Below are 19,205 nucleotides of genomic sequence, written 5' to 3'. Positions count from 1 at the left end.
GAGGAAAAGGATATGCAATACGAAGCAGGTAGCTATGATGTCATTGTTATTGGTGCTGGTCATGCTGGTAGTGAAGCAGGCCTTGCAGCTGCTAGAGTCGGAGCTAAAACGTTGATGATCACCATTAACTTGGATATGGTCGCCTTCATGCCATGCAATCCGTCCGTTGGTGGGCCGGCAAAAGGGATAGTTGTTAGGGAAATTGACGCTTTAGGCGGTGAAATGGGAAAAAATATCGACAAGACCCATATCCAAATGAGGATGCTGAATACGGCTAAAGGTCCTGCTGTTCGTGCGTTACGGGCACAGGCAGATAAATTTCTCTATCAGCAAGAAATGAAAAAGACGATAGAAGACCAAGAAAATTTGACATTGATTCAAGGAATGGTTGAGGAATTAATTGTTGAAAACGACGTTTGTTCGGGTGTCATTACAAAAACAGGTGCGGTATATCGTGCGAAAACTGTCGTAATCACGACGGGAACATATTTACGCGGTGAAATCATTTTAGGGGAATTGAAGTATTCAAGCGGTCCCAATAATCAGCAGCCTTCAATCAGGCTTTCAGAACATCTAGAGCAGTTAGGATTCGATTTGGTCCGTTTTAAAACAGGAACACCACCACGTGTCAATAGTTCTTCCATAGATTACAGCAAAACGGAAATTCAGCCTGGTGATGAAGTGCCACGTGCATTTTCTTATGAAACCACAAAGTTCATCACTGATCAATTGCCATGCTGGCTAACGTACACGAATGAGGGGACACATCAGCTCATTGATGAGAATCTACACCGTTCGCCAATGTATTCTGGAATGATAAAGGGAACGGGACCTCGTTATTGCCCATCGATAGAAGATAAGGTCGTTCGTTTCAATGATAAACCACGTCACCAAATCTTCCTTGAACCTGAAGGACGCAATACAAAGGAAGTGTATGTTCAAGGACTGTCCACTAGTCTGCCTGAAGATGTACAAGTGAAGATCCTTCAAACGATCCCAGGGCTCGAGAAGGCGGAAATGATGCGTGCTGGATACGCAATCGAATATGATGCGATCGTTCCTACTCAGCTATGGCCTACATTGGAAACGAAAAAGGTTAAAAACCTGTATACTGCTGGACAAATTAACGGCACGTCCGGTTATGAGGAAGCAGCTGGCCAAGGGCTTATGGCCGGTATTAATGCCGGATTGAATGCAATAGGTAAGGAAGAACTGATTTTAAGCCGTTCCGATGCCTATATTGGTGTGCTCATTGATGACCTTGTAACGAAAGGTACGAATGAACCATACCGATTGCTGACTTCACGTGCAGAATATCGTTTATTATTGCGACATGATAATGCCGATTTACGCTTAACGGAAATCGGATTCAATATCGGAATGATCAAAGAAGAACGCTACAATCGTTTCCTTTTGAAAAAAGAAGCGGTTGAAATGGAAAAGGAACGACTAAAATCAAACTTCATCAAACCGACCAAAGAGGTACAAGAAGTCATTACAGCAAGTGGCGGCAGTGAGCTGAAGGATGGAATCCGTGCCTCCGATTTATTGAAGCGGCCTGAAATGGATTATTCCCATATTCAGAAGCTGGCTCCAAGTGATGTCGAACTGAGCGATGATGTGACGGAACAGGTCGAAATTCAGATCAAGTATGAAGGATATATTGAAAAATCCTTGCAGCAAGTCGATCGTCTGAAAAAAATGGAGAATAAAAAGATTCCAGAGAATATCGATTATGATGCAATTTCTGGTCTAGCAACGGAAGCACGCCAAAAATTAAAGCAGGTCCACCCGCTATCAGTAGCCCAGGCTTCAAGAATTTCCGGTGTGAATCCCGCTGATGTTTCCATTTTGCTTGTTTATTTGGAACAAGGTAAGATTGCCAGAGTATCTCAGTAATGGAAATACCCGAAAAGGATTGAAGAAAACATGAATATTGAACAGTTCCAACAAGCACTGCAGGAGAAAGGGATTGAGCTTTCTCCTCACCAGCTTGATCAGTTTGACACTTATTATCGATTATTGGTTGAATGGAACGAAAAGATGAACTTAACAGCCATCACTAATAAAGAAGAAGTTTATCTAAAGCATTTTTATGATTCAATAAGTGCAGCCTTCTATTTCGACTTTAACAAATCTTATCAAATTTGCGATGTCGGGGCTGGAGCTGGATTTCCGAGTATTCCATTGAAGATTTGTTTCCCTGGTATCCACGTATCGATTGTGGATTCTTTGAATAAGCGAATCTCTTTTTTGAATCACCTTGCTGAGTCTTTGCAATTAAAGGGAGTTTCCTTCTATCATGACCGGGCGGAAACCTTCGCTCAAAAACCAGAGCATCGCGAATCCTATGATATTGTAATGGCAAGAGCGGTAGCCAGGATGTCCGTTTTAAGTGAGCTATGTTTGCCGCTTGTTAAACCAGATGGGACGTTCATTGCCATGAAAGCTGCTAGTGCACAAGATGAAATGGATACAGGGAAGAAGGCCATTTTTACATTAGGCGGAGAAATCGAAGAAATTCATCCTTTCACATTGCCAGAGGAAAATAGTGAAAGAAACATCATTACTGTAAAAAAAGTGAAGAAGACTCCTAAAAAATACCCAAGAAAACCAGGGACACCGAATAAGCAGCCTATCGAATAACCCTTATACTGATGAGGCAGGTTTCATATTTACTATAAGAGTATGACCTTGTTATGTTCATTCAATACTGTATAAGCCAACATGAAGGGTTTTTTTGGTACAATGTCAAACGTGTTCCTTCTTTTCCAGCAGGGCTATAAGCCGGCGATTTTTCTTTTTGATTTCAGGGAAATAATCTTGGGCAAGCCGGCTGATATTTATAAAAACTGGCCGTTCATTCTTCTTTTTTGCCTTGATGACGCCAGTCGACATGTTTTTTACAGTGAAGACCCATATGTATAACCATGTCGGGAAATGTATGCAGGACTTGTCCTTTAAATAGAGAATATGTTATTTGGGAGTTTTAAAAGGTGGTGTAGGAAGATGAAGCATCCTTTTTCGCGGTTCTTTGGGTTTGGCGAAAAAGAAGAACAGCAACTAGAGATGGAGACACCTAGCAATAATAATGAAGAAATAAGAAAAATTTCCATTTCTGATATTGTGCCTAATCGATTTCAACCAAGGACCGTTTTTAATGACGATAAAATTGCTGAATTGGCTCAAACGATTCATACACATGGGATCATTCAGCCCATTGTAGTAAGGGCATATGGACAGGGAAAATATGAAATCATTGCAGGTGAGCGTCGTTTTCGAGCCATGCAAAAGCTTGGCTGGGTATTGGCACCTGCAATAATCAAAGATTTCACCGATACAGAAACGGCTTCCGTTGCGCTGATAGAAAACCTTCAGCGAGAAGAACTGACACCAATTGAAGAAGCTTTGGCTTACGGCAAACTATTGGAGCTGCATAGTCTAACCCAAGAAGCTCTGGCACAAAGACTGGGAATAGGACAATCTACCGTGGCAAATAAGCTTCGGTTGCTTAAGCTGCCCCAGGAAGTTCAAGATGCTCTTCTTCAAAAGCAAATTACGGAACGCCATGCCCGCTCGTTGATACCGTTAAAGAGTCCTGAAAAGCAGCTCAAACTGCTTTTGGAAATCATCGAAAAAGGGTTAAACGTCAAGCAGACCGAAGAGATGGTCGTCAAGCTCTTGACGGGTACTGTACAGAAGCCGAAACCTAAGCGAAAAGCGTTTAGTAAAGACATGAGAATTGCCGTGAATACTATACGCCAATCACTCAGTATGGTTACAGACAATGGAATAAATTTGGATGCAGAGGAAGAAGAGTTCGAGGAGTATTATCAGTTCACGATTAAAATACCTAAGAAAAAAACTTGATTCCCTATCCTTAACCCTGCTTGGTAGTCTCCGATTACCAAGCTTTTTTTATTTTGTTGCCAAAAACTCGCATTTTACACCCTGAAAATTATTCAATTTTTCTCGGTTTTTTCATGCTGTTTAGATAAATTTCAAATTTTATGAGGAATTTCAGAAAACGATTTCTTCCAGTAACATTCATGATAAAATAGAAAGAAATAAATGGATTTACGGTAAAAGTTAATAGATATAGCGTGATGAAGATAGTTGAAAGCAGGTGAATTCGTGGGTAAGATTCTCGCCATTGCCAATCAAAAAGGCGGTGTTGGAAAAACGACAACTTCTGTCAGTCTAAGTGCCTGTCTTGCATACATAGGACAGAAAGTCTTAATGGTCGATATCGATCCGCAGGGAAATGCGACAAGCGGTGCAGGTATTGATAAAGCGGATGTGGAACAATGTATTTATGATGTATTGGTTGATGATGTCGAAGCCAGTACCGTCATCATGGAAACAAAGGTAGAAAACTTATATGCTATACCTGCGACAATTCAACTTGCAGGTGCTGAAATTGAACTTGTTCCAACCATCTCAAGGGAAGTCCGATTAAAAAGGGCATTAGAAGAGGTGCAAAGTCAATATGATTACATCGTGATTGACTGTCCTCCATCATTGGGCTTGCTTACGCTTAATGCATTAACGGCAGCAGATGCAGTTTTGATTCCTGTACAATGTGAATATTATGCATTGGAGGGCCTGAGTCAACTCTTGAATACGGTCCGTCTCGTCCAAAAGCATTTGAACCATGATTTGAAAATCGAGGGTGTGCTATTGACGATGTTGGATGCCAGGACAAATTTAGGTCTCCAGGTTATAGAAGAGGTCAAAAAATACTTTCAGGATAAAGTCTATCAAACCATCATCCCTCGCAATGTCCGTTTGAGTGAAGCACCGAGCCATGGAGAACCAATAATTATATATGATCCAAAGTCACGAGGAGCGGAGGTCTATCTAGAACTGGCAAAGGAAGTGGTATCAAATGGCTAAAGGACTTGGCAAAGGACTTAACGCACTTTTCACTGGGGATATAAGTAAAGATGAAATCGTGCGTGAAATCAAATTAAGGGAATTAAGGCCAAATCCTTATCAGCCCCGAAAGAGCTTCCGACTTGAAGCTATAGAAGAATTAAAGCAATCTATCATGGAACATGGGATATTACAGCCGATTATTGCCCGGAAAAGTATTAAGGGCTATGAAATCGTTGCTGGGGAGAGGCGTTATCGTGCTGCCAAGGAAGCTGGTTTAAAGACAGTTCCGGTTGTTGTGAGGGAATTGAATGAACAGCAGATGATGGAACTGGCGATTTTGGAAAACCTGCAACGGGAAGATTTAAATCCAATTGAGGAAGCTGCCGCTTATCAGACACTTCTTGAAAAATTGAATTTCACCCAGGAACAGCTGGCCAATAGGTTGGGTAAAAGCCGACCCCATATCGCGAACTATGTAAGATTGCTATCTTTGCCTGAAGGGATTAGGAGTTATATCTCCGAAGGGGAAATTTCCATGGGGCATGGCCGAGCATTACTGGGTTTAAAGAAAAAGGAGATGCTTAAGCCAGTAGTGGATAAAATCCTCAAAGAAGGAATGAATGTCAGACAGCTGGAGCAATATATACATCAATTGAATGATACCGTTTCACGTGAAACCAAACCTAAGAAACAAGATAAAAAAGATATATTCATAAAGCAACGCGAGTCAAGTCTGCGTGAAAGACTGGGAACGAGTGTAACGATAAAACAAAGCAAGAAAAAAGGGAAAATAGAAATCGAATTCTTTTCAAAAGAAGATCTGGAGAGAATTTTGGACTTGATCGATCAAGAGAACATTTCCTCTTAGATCGCCTTTATGAAAAAAAAGTGGCAACAGAGGTTTAATCTATTTTTTACTGTGGAAAATTGGGTGAATGAGATGGTATTATTAGGGGCTTTGGTGAATGGTGCCTGCATTTTAATCGGTTCGATTTTGGGAAGGTTTTTGCAACATATACCTGAAAAGATAAAAGAAACGGTCATGAGTGGAATTGGTTTAGCCGTCATGGTCTTAGGCTTGCAGATGGGGCTTAAAAGTGATCAATTCCTTATTGTCATTTTAAGTATTGTTGGAGGGGCTGTCCTTGGGGAATGGATGAATCTTGAGGCTAGGCTTAATTCTTTAGGCAATTGGATTGAACGCAGGATGAAAGCAAAAGAAGGAATTTCGATATCCCAGGGGTTTGTAACGGCTACGCTCATATTTGGCATTGGGGCGATGGCCATTATCGGTGCCATGGATAGCGGTATCCGGAATGATCATGACGTTTTGATAACAAAAGCGATCATCGATGGATTTACAGCACTGGTCCTCGCCAGTACGCTTGGCATAGGAGTACTTTTTTCGGCATTTCCGGTCATTCTTTATGAGGGCTTGATAGCAATTTTTTCAAGACAGATTAATACGCTGATCCCAACTGCTTTAATGGATTCCTTCATACTGGAAATGACGGCAACTGGGGGAGTCATGATTTTAGCAATTGGTTTGAATATTATCGGTGTCACCAAAATAAGGGTGGCTAATCTGCTTCCTGGCATAATGATCACCGCCATTTTAGTTACAATCATGTATTATTATTAAATAAAGGCTCTTTTCGTAAAGATTGTTGTTTTTAAAACGAAACTATTTAAGGTTGATTGGAGCGGAAGTGCGAGACTCCTGCGGGAGCAGCGGGACAGGTGAGACCCCACAGGCGTTTACGCCGAGGAGGCTCACCGCCCGCCCCGCGGAAAGCGAGCATCTGGAGGGGAAATCAACCACAACTCACTACCTGGTAAATAGCAACAAAGTATGTGAAAACAGCCTAAATAAAAGAAGGAAGGGAATAATCCCTTCCTTCATTTTTTTGATCAGCAAAACCGATCAAAGGGTTTTTTCTTGCTTGAATGACAATGTGAAAGGAGTGATGGAAGGTTTTACTGGATAATGATTTTGTGCTTCATAAATCCCCTCGGCGATGGTTTTGGCCATTTTTAGCACAAGATTAAGACGAGTGTTTTGCAAGACCATGAACTCCATGAAGCCACTTACATTCACGATTCCTGTTATATGGGCATTTCCAACGGAAGGAAGATCTTTATTGACCCCAGCACCTGGTTTCACTGGTCCTTGACCGATTTGGACAATACCGACGCTTTTCATCTTCCCTAAGCAAGCATCGATTCCGACTATAAATGGATTGGTATGAATCTTTTTTATTTCATTTAATTTTTCTGATAAATTCATCGCATGTATAGGGTCATCTAAAGTACCATAAACATGGAACGATGAAGAACTGTTTTCAGCTTTTTCACTTAGCAGAGTGCCGACAAGTGGTCCGAGGGAATCGCCTGTAGAACGGTCTGTGCCTATACAGACGATGACGATTGTTTGAAGCTTCCCAGTTGGTAGAAGGTTGATTAATTCCTGGGAAATTTGTTTGGATGCATCCGTATCTTCATGCAGGATGCGGCTCAATCTATTTTTATTATTATTAAATAGACTAGAATTCAGATTCATCGGCTCAACTCCTTTACTTTATTTGGTATTACAGTATACGGATAAAAAGGAAAAAATATACGATATTTAACATAACGGATGAGGGAAATTTTTGTAGAACTTGCAAACAGGTGAAGGGGAAATGGATTGACTTTTCTTCCTCTACCAATTGCTTTCATTTATACATTCTAGTAAAAAAATACTGGATTAACTCGGAAAAAACTTCTATTTCTTTTACCTATATACCCATATTTTTTTTGTACAGAAACCCTTATTTATTGATAAAATAGAGAAAACTTCTCCTATTCGGGTTATCTCACAGCATGAGGGGTAGAGGAATAAGTCGGTATGGTAAAGTCATAGAGAAAATATAAAAGTTTTGCAGAATTTTGGATTAGCCAGGAGGAAAAGATGGAACGCATTTATGATAACGTTACAAAAGAGGTAATGGATGAAAAATTATGGTTACTATTAGGGGAAGGAATCATTAAAATCTTCCTTGTTCTCCTGTTATCACGTATTATTATTAGAATAGGAAAGACGGTCATAAGTAAATTTTTCGCGGTTCGCTTAAGAAGTCCTATTCGCGTTTCAGAGCGCAGAGAAACGACACTCATTAAGTTGCTGGAAAATATAGTCACTTATGTTATTAATTTTATTGCCTTGGTAATGATTCTTGAAATTTTCGGATTTGATGTAAAGGCTTTGCTGGCTGGAGCTGGGATACTTGGTTTGGCAGTTGGGTTCGGTGCTCAAAGTTTGGTAAAAGATATCATCACAGGATTCTTTGTGATTTTTGAAGATCACTTCTCGGTTGGGGACTATATTAAAATTAATACTTTTGAGGGTGAAGTTCTCGAAATTGGGCTTCGTACAACAAAGATTAAAAGTAGCTCAGGAGAATTGCACCTCATACCTAATGGTAGTATTGTTCAAGTTACAAATTATTCTATATTAAATAGTAAGGCTGTTGTGGATGTAGCTATACCTAATGATGGATCAGTAGAACTTGCTGAGAGGGTACTCATTCAAACCTTGAATAATATGGAAGGTAAATATGACTTCTTAGTCAAAGCACCTGAATTTTTAGGAATTGAAGCGATAAGTCCTGATGAAGTTGTCTTTCGGGTCACTGCTGAAACAAAACCGATGCATCATGTCGAAATGAGTAGAATATTAAGAAAAGAAATAAGTGCTGCGCTTGATTTAAGTGGGATTAAATCTACGTACAATGGCAGCGAGTCATAGGAATTAGGGGGCTCATGGTTATGGAAGAAAAAGAGTTTGCGCTTAAGGATATTGTGGAAATGAAAAAACCACATCCCTGTGGAGTAAATAAGTGGAAAATCATTCGACTTGGTATGGATATCCGGATAAAATGTGAAGGCTGCGGTCATAGCGTAATGCTGCCTCGACGTGAATTCGCGAAGAAAATGAAAAAAGTTCTACAAAAGCATGAGGAGTGATCATGCTTTTTTTTTGAGTGAAGGCAGTCCTGAGTTTCTCATGATTTACTTGTCTTTTTAGGAAGCGAAATCTATAATTGGGAAAGGTTTAGGTAATTGGATGGTTTTTATAGAAAATCAGACTTTTTCCCATATGTACGATTTATCTTGAAGGAGTGAAATATAAATGGCTTTAACAGCAGGTATAGTAGGTTTGCCTAACGTAGGTAAATCCACTTTATTTAATGCAATTACTCAGGCAGGTGCGGAATCTGCCAACTATCCTTTCTGTACGATTGACCCAAATGTCGGGATTGTTGAAGTGCCAGATCACCGTCTGCAAAAATTGACAGAATTGGTTAAACCAAAAAAAACGGTTCCGACAGCATTTGAATTCACGGATATCGCCGGAATTGTAAAAGGGGCCAGTAAAGGAGAAGGTCTTGGTAATAAATTCCTTTCCCATATCCGTCAAGTGGATGCAATTTGTCAGGTTGTCCGTTGTTTCGCAGACGATAACATTACTCATGTTTCTGGAAAAGTAAATCCAATCGATGATATCGAAGTCATCAACCTTGAATTGATCCTGGCCGATTTGGAATCCGTTGACAAACGCATCGACCGTGTCGGAAAAATGGCCAAGCAAAAAGATAAAGGCGCAGTGGCTGAACATGAAATTCTTGTGGCTTTAAAAGAAGCATTGGAGAATGAAAGGCCCGCCCGTTCAGTTGAATTTACCGAGGAACAGCAAAAAATGGTGAAGGGCATGCACTTGCTTACGGCGAAGCCGACTCTTTATGTGGCGAATGTGAGCGAGGATGAAGTGGCTAATGCTGACGATAATGAATATGTTCAGCAAGTTCGTGAATATGCTGCGAAGGAAAATGCAGAAGTAATCGTAATTTGTGCCAAAATCGAAGAAGAAATTGCAGAGCTTGAAGGTGAAGAAAAGGAAATGTTCCTATCTGAACTTGGCATTGAAGAGTCGGGTCTTGACCAGTTGATCCGTGCTTCATATAATCTTCTCGGATTGGCAACATACTTTACAGCTGGTGTACAGGAAGTGCGTGCATGGACATTCCGTAAAGGTATGAAAGCCCCTCAATGTGCAGGTGTCATTCATACGGACTTCGAACGTGGCTTCATCCGTGCCGAAATCGTTTCTTATACCGATTTGCTTGAAGCGGGCAGTCATAGTGCTGCAAAAGAAGCAGGAAAAGTTCGATTAGAAGGAAAAGAATACATCGTTAACGATGGCGATGTAATTCATTTCCGTTTCAACGTTTAAGTTAAAAAGACCCTGCATTTTCCCAATGCAGGGTCTTTTTTGAGCCTTTAATCATTAGATTTCAATTAATTGTAATAAGTCGAACCGTTCGTTGCAAAGCCACTTTAACTATGCTATAATTTTATCTTGTGAGTAATTATAAATAATTGCTCCTTGCCCAATTGGGCCGCTTAGACCAAAAGGAGGTGACAGTGATGAGAAAATACGAAATTATGTATATCATCCGTCCAAACATTGAGGAAGAAGCTAAAAAAGCTTTAGTTGAACGTTTCAACACAATCCTTTCTGATAATGGTGCGGAAGTAGAAGCAAAAGAATGGGGTAAACGCCGTCTTGCATACGAAATCAATGATTTCCGTGATGGTTACTACATGCTTCTTAAAGTTAACGCTGAAAGTGCTGCGATTCAAGAATTCGATCGTCTTGCTAAAATCAGTGAAGACATTATTCGCCACATGGCTACTAGAGAAGAAGTCTAATCCAATATTTTAATATAAATTCTAATCTTGTTTCACGTGAAACAAGTTTGAAACCTAGGGGTTGATTCTGATGATGAATCGCGTAGTTTTGGTAGGACGCTTAACTAAAGATCCTGAATTGCGATATACACCTAATGGAGTTCCTGTAGCTACCTTTACTTTAGCTGTGAATCGTGGTTTTACGAATCAGCAAGGTGAACGTGAAGCGGATTTCATTAACTGTGTAGTTTGGCGTAAACCGGCAGAAAATGTAGCTAACTTCTTGAAAAAGGGCAGTTTAGCTGGCGTGGATGGACGTGTCCAAACACGTAATTATGAAGGACAAGACGGCAAACGCGTATATGTGACGGAGATTCTGGCTGAGAGCGTTCAATTCCTTGAACCACGAAGCAGTTCAGCGGGTGAAAGAAATGAAGGCGGTTCTTACGGTGGAGGTCAAAAAAGTTATGGTAACAATAATAACGGAAATGACAACAATTCGTATGGACAAAATCCTAATCAGAATCAACGGAGCAATAACAACTACACTCGTGTAGATGATGATCCATTTGCAAATGACGGTAAAACAATCGACATTTCAGATGACGATCTTCCGTTTTAAACAGCCGTTTAAAATGAAAATTTAAAAAGCAGGGAGGGAAATTTATTATGGCAATGGGTGGACGTAAAGGACGCGGTAAGCGTAAAAAGGTTTGTTATTTCACATCTAACGGAATCACTAAAATTGATTACAAAGATACAGATCTTCTTAAAAAATTCGTCTCAGAACGCGGTAAAATTTTACCACGTCGTGTAACTGGCACAAGCGCTAAATATCAACGTAAATTAACGATTGCTATTAAACGCTCACGTACTATGGCATTACTTCCATATGTATCTGGTGAATAATAAATTGGCACATTGAGGAGTTTTCCTTAATGTGCCTTTTTTTATAAGTTAGGATTTTATGCTGAAAAACCGCTGAATTGCGGTTTTTTTATTTTTAAAAGGAATTTAAAAAGGTGTTTTCCTTACAAAAAATAATCATATCCTAAAAAAGAATGTGATGTTTGAAATATCCTGGCCGTAACGGATACAATATGAAGATAAGACATTAATTTTAATAATAACGGGGGGTGAAAAAATGAATAACGGGAGACGAATTGCGGAGGGTGGAGCCCTTTTGGCACTATATTGCATTTTACTGTTCATCACCATTCAAGTCCCGCTAGTGGGTATCTTCACTACTTTCTTTTTACCCATTCCATTCATACTGGTCACAATCAAACAAAAGTTATCGTGGAGCCTCGGTTACCTATTCATTGCTTCACTATTGTCGATCCTCATCGGGACGATATTGTCTGTCCCGCTTACCTTACTTATGGGGGCAACGGGAATTGCGATCGGCTATTTTTTGAAAAAGGACAAACCGATGGCACCTATGTTCATAAGTGCAGTCCTTGTCTTCCTGGGAGGAATTTTATTAATATATGCAGCTTCAGTGTTAATAACGGATGTTAATTACATAGAAGAATCGATGAATATGGCTGAAGGATCTATAAAAAAAACAATCGACATCATGGATTCTTTAGGACAGGCACCGACGGAACAAGTCAAAAAGCAGATGTATGAATCAATCGATATGATAAATACGCTGATGCCAAGTTTGTTCGTGTTGATATCAGTCAGCATGGTTTTATTGATTTTCTTCGCTGCACATCCCATTGTGAAGAGGTTCAGCGATAAAACGCTAAAATGGCCTCATTTTCGAGATCTTCGACTCCCGAAAAGCCTTTTATGGTATTATTTAATTACGATGCTTCTTGCTCTTTTTGTGAATACGGACAAGAATAGTTTTGTATATATGGCCATATCGAACCTATTTTTCATCCTGCAGTTCTTCATTTTATTACAAGGATATTCCCTGATATTTTATATCGCTCATGTGAAGTCATGGGCTAAAGCCATACCTGTTTTAATCGTGGTTTTTTCTTTGCTCCTGCCGATTCCGATTATTACAACGGCCGTACGATTTTTAGGTATAATAGATTTAGGATTTCCTTTTAGGGAGACGATCAAGAAAAAGGAATAGACTTTTTTGTAAAACAGATGCTTTTAGGAGCTGAAACTATGCCATCTTATTTGAAAGAATACTCGATTAAGTCCCCAGTGTATGGGATGCTGGCCGCGGGCGTGTTACTTTTGGGCGTACTGGCTTATTATAATTGGGTTATTGCACTTGTTGGTTTATTGATTCTTGCTGGTTTATTTTATTTAACATTAAGAATGGTAGAAAAAAAGCAACGTAAGACAGAAGAGTATATAACGACTTTATCTTACCGTTTAAAAAAGGTCGGTGAGGAAGCGTTATTGGAAATGCCAATTGGGATCATGCTCTTTAATGAGGATTATTACATTGAATGGACCAATCCATTCCTGGCTTCGTGTTTTAGTGAAGACTCCTTGGCAGGAAGATCGCTATACGATGTTGCGGACTCGATCGTTCCGTTAATTAAGCAAGAGATCGAGACAGAGACAATTACGCTCCACGATCGAAAATTCAAAGTGGTCCATAAGCGAGAGGAAAGGCTTCTTTACTTTTTTGATGTGACGGAGCAAGTGGAAATCGAGAAACTATATGAAGATGAGCGAACGGCAATTGCGATCATTCTCCTTGATAACTATGATGATTTGACACAGGGTATGGATGATCAGCGTAAAAGCAGCATTAATAGCTTGGTTACCTCACTTCTTGATAAATGGGCAAGGGATAATGGCGTTTTCTTTAAACGGGTTTCCTCGGAGCGATTCATCGCTGTCTTTAATGAGCATATCCTTCAGCAACTTGAGAAGGGAAAATTCTCGATTTTGGATGAAATCAGGGAAACGACCGCCAAGCAAAATGTACCATTGACCTTGAGCATCGGGGTCGGCTCGGCAGTGTCATCCTTACCGGAACTAGGTACACTTGCACAGTCCAGCTTGGATCTCGCTTTAGGACGGGGCGGTGACCAGGTAGCCATCAAGCAAGCGAATGGAAAAGTGAAATTCTATGGCGGTAAAACCAATCCGATGGAAAAACGCACGAGGGTCCGTGCACGTGTGATTTCCCATGCATTGAAGGATATAGTCCTTGATAGTGATAAAGTCATTGTCATGGGCCATAAAAACCCGGATATGGACGCAATCGGTTCAGCCATCGGCATTTTGAAAGTTGCCCAAATGAATGAACGTGAAGGCTATATTGTAATTAACACCCAGCAGCTTGATAGCAGTGTACTTCGTTTAATGGAGGAAATCAAAAATAAAGAAGAGCTTTATGCCCGGTTTATAACTCCTGATGATGCTCTTGAAATGATTACGGATGAGACATTGCTGGTTGTGGTCGATACACATAAACCTTCTATGGTAATTGAAGAGCGGTTATTGAATAGGATCGATAAGGTTGTAGTCATCGACCATCATCGCCGGGGTGAGGAGTTCATCAAAAACTCATTGCTCGTCTATATGGAGCCATATGCGTCTTCAACAGCAGAACTTGTGACCGAACTGCTTGAATATCAGCCGAAACGCAGTAAGATAGATATGCTGGAATCAACGGCGCTACTTGCAGGTATCATTGTGGATACGAAAAGCTTCACTTTAAGAACAGGTTCACGTACTTTCGATGCAGCCTCTTATCTAAGGGCACATGGAGCTGATACGGTACTTGTCCAGAAGTTCTTAAAAGAAGACGTTGACACCTATATTAAACGGTCGAAGCTCATTGAAGAAGTTATCTTTTATAAAAAGGGAATTGCAATTGCCTCGGCAAAAACCGATCAGGTCCACAATCAGGTACTCATTGCTCAGGCTGCGGACACCCTATTGACCATGGATGGCGTTGTTGCTTCCTTTGTAATGGCTAAGCGATCTGATGATACAGTAGGCATAAGTGCGCGATCCCTTGGTGATATCAATGTACAGGTGATCATGGAAATGTTAAATGGAGGCGGACATTTAACAAATGCCGCTACTCAACAGGCATGCTCCATTGATGAAGCAGAAAGTCGATTAAAAACAGCTATAGATGAATATTTAGAAGGGGGACAAAAAGAATGAAAGTAATATTTCTGAAAGACGTAAAAGGTAAAGGGAAAAAAGGGGAAGTTAAAAATGTTGCAGATGGTTATGCACATAATTTCCTGCTAAAACAAGGATTGGCCGTTGAAGCAAATAATACAAATGTAAAAACTTTGGAAGCCCAGAAAAATAAAGAAGAATCACTTGCAGCAGAAGAACTGCAGCATGCTGAAGAATTGAAAGTGCAATTGGAGAAATTAACGGTTGAACTATCTGCCAAAGCCGGTGAGGGCGGGCGTTTATTCGGTTCCATCACGACTAAACAAATTGCATCGGAGCTTCAGAAAAAACACGGTATCAAGGTTGATAAACGTAAAATGGAGCTTGCTGAAGGCATCCGCACTTTAGGGCATACAAAGCTTCCAGTCAAGCTTCACCCTGAAGTCACTGCGACACTGACTGTGCATGTGAAAGAAATTAACTAATTTTAGCTGTTTCATATCTGTGAAAAATTGATAAAATAGAGATAGACGAAAAATGTGATTGGGCATGTTGTCCTTTCACTTTTTTCTTTTTTACTAGAAACATATAAATGGTATCCTCTTAGAATGGGAGGTTTTAAGATATGATAGAACAATTTCAGGATAGGATTCCCCCTCAAAATATAGAAGCCGAACAGGCTGTGCTAGGAGCCATTTTTCTTGAGCCCTCTTCATTGACCGTTACATCGGAAGTTTTGATTCCGGAGGATTTTTACAGAAGCTCTCATCAAAAAATCTTTAATGTGATGCTTAATTTGAATGACGAAGGAAAAGCTGTCGATTTGATTACGGTGACAGAGGAATTGGCTGCGACAAAAAACCTTGAAGAGGTTGGCGGAGTTTCTTATTTAAGTGAATTGGCCGGATCGGTGCCTACCGCGGCCAATATTGAATATTATGCCCGCATCGTCGAGGAGAAGTCATTGCTGCGTCGTTTGATCAGGACAGCGACCAACATCGCTCAGGAAGGCTACAGTCGCGAGGACGAGGTCGAGGAGCTGCTCGGGGAAGCAGAAAAAACGATCATGGAAGTGGCCCAGCGTAAGAATTCCGGGTCTTTTCAAAATATTAAGGATGTATTGGTTGCGACGTACGATAACATAGAAATTTTGACTACCCGTAAAGGGGATGTCACGGGAATACCGACAGGGTTTGCTGAACTGGATAGAATGACAGCAGGGTTCCAACGTAATGACCTCATCATAGTGGGTGCCCGTCCTTCGGTTGGTAAAACCGCTTTTGCATTGAATATCGCTCAAAACGTTGCGACCAAAACGGAGGAGAATGTAGCGATTTTCAGTCTTGAAATGGGTGCAGAGCAGCTCGTTATGCGTATGCTCTGTGCTGAAGGAAATATCAATGCTCAGAATTTACGGACAGGTTCCTTAACGGATGAGGATTGGCGTAAATTGACGATGGCGATGGGAAGCTTGTCGAATGCCGGCATTTATATCGATGATACGCCAGGTGTGAGGATTGGTGAAATTCGTTCGAAATGCCGTCGTTTGAAGCAGGAACATGGGCTTGGCATGATATTGATCGATTACCTGCAGTTAATTCAAGGTGATGGTCGTTCAGGCGACAACCGTCAGCAAGAGGTATCCGAGATTTCACGTTCACTTAAAGCGCTCGCTCGTGAACTTAAAGTGCCCGTCATAGCCCTTTCCCAGCTATCGCGGGGAGTGGAGCAGCGCCAGGATAAGCGTCCGATGATGTCTGATATCAGGGAATCGGGAAGTATCGAGCAAGATGCCGATATCGTCGCATTCTTATACCGTGATGATTATTATGATAAAGAATCCGAGAATAAAAATATCATTGAAATCATTATAGCGAAACAGCGTAATGGTCCAGTAGGCACGGTTTCGCTTGCATTCGTGAAAGAATATAATAAATTCGTTAACCTCGAACGCCGCTTCGATGATGATTCGATGTCTCCCGGCGCATAGGGAACTGCCTGCCATTCATGCAATGGCGGGCTGTTTTTATTTTGGAAAAAGAAAGGGACTGGTGATAATAATAAAAGAAATCAAAGGGCAGAATAAGGATTGACAATCCAAAACCAATTTTGAAAACGGAAAGAATTTTTTTCATATTTACGAACGAAGTATTTTTTGAAATGTGTAACGTTCGGATTTTGTATTGACTTCCACTTTGGATTATTGATAAAATAGGTTTGTTTGATAAGAACCGGTAAATAATCGGTATTACGTGAACCTTTGGAGGTGCTTTATTCAGATGTCATCAGTTGTAGTAGTCGGTACACAATGGGGAGACGAAGGTAAAGGTAAAATAACAGATTTTCTATCCCAGAATGCGGAAGCCATCGCTCGTTATCAAGGTGGGAATAATGCAGGGCATACAATAAAATTTAATGGCGTTACCTATAAACTGCATTTAATTCCGTCAGGGATTTTTTATAGTGATAAAATTTGTGTCATTGGAAATGGTATGGTGGTTGATCCAAAAGCTCTTGTAGAGGAGCTTGCTTATTTACATAGTCATGGAGTGAGTACGGATAATCTTCGTATCTCTAACCGTGCACATGTCATTCTTCCTTACCATATCAAATTGGATGAAGTCGAAGAAGACCGTAAAGGCGCTAATAAAATTGGAACGACAAAAAAAGGAATCGGCCCTGCTTATATGGACAAAGCTGCTCGTAACGGAATCCGCATGGCAGATCTTTTGGACCGTGAAATTTTCGAGGAAAAATTGGCTCAAAATCTTGTCGAAAAAAACCGTATGTTTGAACGCTTCTATGAAACGGAAGGTTTCAAAATCGAAGATATCATGGATGAATACTATGAGTACGGACAACAAGTGCAGAAATATGTTTGTGATACATCCGTTGTATTGAATGACGCACTTGATGAAGGAAAACGGGTATTATTCGAAGGGGCACAAGGCGTGATGCTTGATATCGATCAAGGAACATACCCATTCGTCACTTCATCTAATCCTGTTGCAGGTGGAGTTACGATCGGTTCTGGCGTAGGTCCTACAAAAATCAATCATGTGGTTGGAGTATGTAAAGCATATACAAGCCGTGTGGGCGATGGTCCTTTCCCTACAGAATTGCATGATGAAGTCGGTAACCAAATCCGTGAAGTTGGCCGTGAATATGGTACAACTACAGGCAGGCCGCGCCGTGTCGGCTGGTTTGATGCAGTTGTCGTTCGCCATGCACGCCGTGTCAGCGGGATTACCGATTTATCATTGAACTCGATTGACGTGTTATCAGGTCTTGATACGGTCAAAATTTGTGTAGCTTATGAATACAAAGGCGAAATCATTCATGAGGTTCCAGCAACATTAAAAGCGATTGGCGAATGTAAACCAGTTTATGAAGAGCTATCAGGCTGGTCAGAAGACATCACAGGATGCAAATCATTGGATGAGCTTCCAGAGAACGCTCGCCACTATGTAGAGCGCGTATCTCAATTGGTAGGCATTCCTTTGACTACTTTCTCTGTCGGTCCTGACCGTAACCAAACAAATATCGTGAGAAGCCCTTGGCGTCTAGCGTAATTGATGAAATGGAGCTGGCTTTTTAGCCGGCTCTTCTTCATTATTGGAATCAATCACTGCATTCTGATGTCACAATCGAGAGACCTGGGATATTGGAAGAATGGATTGAAACAGTAGGAAAAAGGAAAAAGATAAAAAAAAATAATTTTATTTCAAAAAAACTATTGCCTAAACTATGATAACCATGATATTATCAAAAGCGTCGTCACAATAGTACAAGCATTAACAACATCAAGCGAGTAGCTGCATTGAGACGTGAAACATCCTGAAAAGTTACATTTCATTAGAACGAGCCATTAGCTCAGTTGGTAGAGCATCTGACTTTTAATCAGAGGGTCGAAGGTTCGAATCCTTCATGGCTCACCATTTCTTTTCGCGGGTGTGGCGGAATTGGCAGACGCACCAGACTTAGGATCTGGCGCCGCAAGGCGTGGGGGTTCAAGTCCCTTCACCCGCACTGATATTTTTCTTCTTGACAACAAGTTGAAAAGGTGTTAAACTTACAAAGTCGCTTTCGCGGTCGTGGCGGAATGGCAGACGCGCTAGGTTGAGGGCCTAGTGGGGGAAACCCCGTGGAGGTTCAAATCCTCTCGGCCGCACCAATAACATCATAGAAATTAGCGCCCGTAGCTCAATTGGATAGAGCATCTGACTACGAATCAGAAGGTTGTAGGTTCGACTCCCGCCGGGCGCACCATATTTTTCGGGAAGTAGCTCAGCGTGGTAGAGCACTTGGTTTTGGACCAAGGGGTCGCCGGTTCGAATCCTGTCTTCCCGACCATTCTTTCTGGAAATACTTTAAAATTAAATGCGGGTGTAGTTTAGTGGTAAAACCTCAGCCTTCCAAGCTGATGATGAGAGTTCGATTCTCTTCACCCGCTCCATTATTGCTCTTTGAAAACTGAACAAAACAAAGCGCCAACGTTAAATTTTAAGTGAGCACACACTATCAAAAAAGCAAAA

General features: G+C 40.9%; 18 protein-coding genes and 6 tRNA genes. 23 read left to right on the top strand and 1 reads right to left on the bottom strand.

Going from position 1 to position 19,205, the window contains the following annotated elements; genetic code table 11:
* Nucleotides 1-12: 12 nt before the first annotated feature.
* The 6 genes from mnmG (at nt 13) to N9I19_RS17940 (ending at nt 6,520) form a co-directional block, all read left to right on the top strand.
* Nucleotides 13-1,899: a tRNA uridine-5-carboxymethylaminomethyl(34) synthesis enzyme MnmG gene (gene mnmG, locus N9I19_RS17965; protein ID WP_317778564.1), complete on the top strand. Its 1,887-nt coding sequence runs from the start codon at nt 13-15 to the stop codon at nt 1,897-1,899.
* A 30-nt stretch (nt 1,900-1,929) separates the two neighbouring features.
* Complete coding sequence (gene rsmG / locus N9I19_RS17960) at nt 1,930-2,646, top strand: 16S rRNA (guanine(527)-N(7))-methyltransferase RsmG (RefSeq protein ID WP_317778563.1); 717 nt, start codon at nt 1,930-1,932, stop codon at nt 2,644-2,646.
* 363 nt (nt 2,647-3,009) lie between these two features.
* Nucleotides 3,010-3,870 carry a nucleoid occlusion protein gene (gene noc / locus N9I19_RS17955; protein ID WP_061465917.1) on the top strand — a complete coding sequence of 287 codons (861 nt, stop codon included), beginning with the start codon at nt 3,010-3,012 and terminating at the stop codon, nt 3,868-3,870.
* Nucleotides 3,871-4,134: 264 nt separating this feature from the next.
* The gene (locus N9I19_RS17950) at nt 4,135-4,896 is read left to right on the top strand and encodes a ParA family protein (RefSeq protein ID WP_034316249.1); all 762 of its coding nucleotides are present in this window, start codon (nt 4,135-4,137) and stop codon (nt 4,894-4,896) included.
* Nucleotides 4,889-5,746, top strand: a complete 858-nt coding sequence (locus N9I19_RS17945; RefSeq protein WP_061465916.1) for a ParB/RepB/Spo0J family partition protein — start codon at nt 4,889-4,891, stop codon at nt 5,744-5,746. The genes N9I19_RS17950 and N9I19_RS17945 overlap by 8 nt, the downstream gene beginning before the upstream one ends.
* Nucleotides 5,747-5,818: 72 nt before the next feature.
* Nucleotides 5,819-6,520 carry a DUF554 domain-containing protein gene (locus tag N9I19_RS17940; RefSeq protein ID WP_317778562.1) on the top strand — a complete coding sequence of 234 codons (702 nt, stop codon included), beginning with the start codon at nt 5,819-5,821 and terminating at the stop codon, nt 6,518-6,520.
* 282 nt (nt 6,521-6,802) lie between these two features.
* On the opposite strand, the gene yyaC is transcribed toward N9I19_RS17940, so the two are convergent.
* Complete coding sequence (gene yyaC, locus N9I19_RS17935; RefSeq protein ID WP_061465914.1) at nt 6,803-7,438, bottom strand: spore protease YyaC; 636 nt, start codon at nt 7,436-7,438, stop codon at nt 6,803-6,805.
* Between the two features lie 390 nt (nt 7,439-7,828).
* On the opposite strand from yyaC, the gene N9I19_RS17930 reads away from it, so the two are divergent.
* The 17 genes from N9I19_RS17930 (at nt 7,829) to N9I19_RS17850 (ending at nt 19,126) form a co-directional block, all read left to right on the top strand.
* A complete protein-coding gene (locus N9I19_RS17930; protein WP_061465913.1) occupies nt 7,829-8,665 on the top strand; it encodes a mechanosensitive ion channel family protein in 837 nt (278 codons plus the stop codon).
* 20 nt (nt 8,666-8,685) lie between these two features.
* Complete coding sequence (locus tag N9I19_RS17925) at nt 8,686-8,883, top strand: DUF951 domain-containing protein (protein ID WP_061465912.1); 198 nt, start codon at nt 8,686-8,688, stop codon at nt 8,881-8,883.
* Nucleotides 8,884-9,049: 166 nt separating this feature from the next.
* A complete protein-coding gene (ychF, locus tag N9I19_RS17920) occupies nt 9,050-10,150 on the top strand; it encodes a redox-regulated ATPase YchF (RefSeq protein ID WP_061465911.1) in 1,101 nt (366 codons plus the stop codon).
* 194 nt (nt 10,151-10,344) lie between these two features.
* Nucleotides 10,345-10,629 (top strand): 30S ribosomal protein S6, encoded by a 285-nt coding sequence (gene rpsF / locus N9I19_RS17915; RefSeq protein WP_034316153.1) that lies wholly within the window; start codon nt 10,345-10,347, stop codon nt 10,627-10,629.
* Nucleotides 10,630-10,699: 70 nt separating this feature from the next.
* Nucleotides 10,700-11,230: a single-stranded DNA-binding protein gene (ssb, locus tag N9I19_RS17910; protein WP_061465910.1), complete on the top strand. Its 531-nt coding sequence runs from the start codon at nt 10,700-10,702 to the stop codon at nt 11,228-11,230.
* A gap of 47 nt (nt 11,231-11,277) precedes the next feature.
* Entirely contained in the window at nt 11,278-11,517 is a 240-nt protein-coding gene (gene rpsR, locus N9I19_RS17905; protein WP_053348323.1) for a 30S ribosomal protein S18, read from the top strand.
* A gap of 235 nt (nt 11,518-11,752) precedes the next feature.
* Nucleotides 11,753-12,700: a YybS family protein gene (locus tag N9I19_RS17900; RefSeq protein ID WP_089363700.1), complete on the top strand. Its 948-nt coding sequence runs from the start codon at nt 11,753-11,755 to the stop codon at nt 12,698-12,700.
* A gap of 38 nt (nt 12,701-12,738) precedes the next feature.
* Nucleotides 12,739-14,709 (top strand): DHH family phosphoesterase, encoded by a 1,971-nt coding sequence (locus N9I19_RS17895; RefSeq protein ID WP_061465908.1) that lies wholly within the window; start codon nt 12,739-12,741, stop codon nt 14,707-14,709.
* Nucleotides 14,706-15,155: a 50S ribosomal protein L9 gene (gene rplI, locus N9I19_RS17890; RefSeq protein WP_061465907.1), complete on the top strand. Its 450-nt coding sequence runs from the start codon at nt 14,706-14,708 to the stop codon at nt 15,153-15,155. The genes N9I19_RS17895 and rplI overlap by 4 nt, the downstream gene beginning before the upstream one ends.
* 140 nt (nt 15,156-15,295) lie before the next feature.
* Nucleotides 15,296-16,660: a replicative DNA helicase gene (gene dnaB / locus N9I19_RS17885; RefSeq protein ID WP_061465906.1), complete on the top strand. Its 1,365-nt coding sequence runs from the start codon at nt 15,296-15,298 to the stop codon at nt 16,658-16,660.
* A 289-nt stretch (nt 16,661-16,949) separates the two neighbouring features.
* Nucleotides 16,950-18,242, top strand: coding sequence for an adenylosuccinate synthase (locus tag N9I19_RS17880; protein ID WP_061465905.1), 1,293 nt, complete (start codon nt 16,950-16,952; stop codon nt 18,240-18,242).
* Nucleotides 18,243-18,532: 290 nt separating this feature from the next.
* Nucleotides 18,533-18,608: transfer RNA gene (locus N9I19_RS17875), tRNA-Lys, on the top strand.
* A 9-nt stretch (nt 18,609-18,617) separates the two neighbouring features.
* Nucleotides 18,618-18,699, top strand: a tRNA-Leu gene (locus tag N9I19_RS17870).
* Between the two features lie 59 nt (nt 18,700-18,758).
* Nucleotides 18,759-18,844, top strand: a tRNA-Leu gene (locus N9I19_RS17865).
* Nucleotides 18,845-18,862: 18 nt separating this feature from the next.
* Nucleotides 18,863-18,939 (top strand) — tRNA-Arg (locus N9I19_RS17860).
* 7 nt (nt 18,940-18,946) lie between these two features.
* Nucleotides 18,947-19,023, top strand: a tRNA-Gln gene (locus tag N9I19_RS17855).
* A gap of 29 nt (nt 19,024-19,052) precedes the next feature.
* Nucleotides 19,053-19,126 (top strand) — tRNA-Gly (locus N9I19_RS17850).
* Nucleotides 19,127-19,205: the final 79 nt, after the last annotated feature.

This window comes from Peribacillus sp. CSMR9, from assembly GCF_033141925.1.
Lineage (GTDB): Bacteria > Bacillota > Bacilli > Bacillales > DSM-1321 > Peribacillus > Peribacillus simplex_A.
Note: the sequence above shows the minus strand (reverse complement) of the source record. Positions and strands in the feature narration are given on the sequence as shown.